Consider the following 934-nt stretch of genomic DNA (forward strand, 5'->3'; position numbering starts at 1 on the left):
CAGCTATTGCAGTTAAGGGCAGAATATTTGTCAGAGGTTGCACCGGATAGAAAGCAGTTATACCAACAGGCAAAAAGTGCAATGAAAAATCAAAATGCCAATCCAAAATGTAAAGGGATCGGAGAATTAACCTTACTGGATTTTTTGGAACAGGCAGAGGGAAAAAATCAGAATCTTGCAGATAAGCAGATTGCACTGGCAGGAGGCGGAACATTAAATTTCACTATTTTAACATCAGGTGGTTATGGGGTTCAAATTCAGAGTCAGGGTGTGAATGTATTGTTGAATACCGGTGCCGGCTGGGGGTATGAAATGACTCCGGCAGAACTTACAAAAAAAGATGAATTCTATTCCATTTACTGGAAGGAATATAATGCCGTAAAGAATGGTATGAATTCTGAATTGAAAGAACTACCGGATTATCTGGAGAAAAGACCAGTTTTTGAAGCGAAAGCCTAATGATAATAATGCAATTCAAATAAAAAGGAGTATTGATATATGCAGATTAGTTCCAACTATTCTATGAATGGTGTGTCATACGAAAACAGACGCAGACAGAATGATATTCCTCAATTTAGTACAGAACGTGCCAAACAGGAAAATGAGAGTATAAATCCATATATGGCAGATACGGATTTTAACGAAAAAGCATTTGATATGATTGGTCCGAATGCTCCGCAGGATGTAAAAGATGCATGGATGGAAGCAGCGAAGGAAGTAAATGCGAATGGTATGGGAATAAAGAAAAACGGAATGTTGAGCCATATATCACAGATGATGATACAAAGGCTGAATAAGCAGATGAAGGGCGAGGGCGATGTGGATAACATCGACATTTTGGGAAACACAACAGAATCTGCAATTCAGGCAACGAAACAGGCTTTATATAATTTAGACCATCCACTGGAATATGTCCCTAAAAGCATAGAAGTTC

2 protein-coding genes are annotated in these 934 nt (G+C 38.5%); both read left to right on the forward strand.

Features of this window, described 5'->3' with window-relative positions; translation table 11 throughout:
- A partial coding sequence (locus tag H8S17_RS16145) for a hypothetical protein (protein ID WP_186867897.1) occupies window positions 1-459 on the forward strand: 459 nt, incomplete at its 5' end.
- 39 nt (window positions 460-498) lie between these two features.
- A partial coding sequence (locus H8S17_RS16150; protein ID WP_186867896.1) for a hypothetical protein occupies window positions 499-934 on the forward strand: 436 nt, incomplete at its 3' end.

The sequence above is a fragment of the Roseburia zhanii genome (assembly GCF_014287635.1).
GTDB classification, from domain to species: domain Bacteria; phylum Bacillota; class Clostridia; order Lachnospirales; family Lachnospiraceae; genus Roseburia_B; species Roseburia_B zhanii.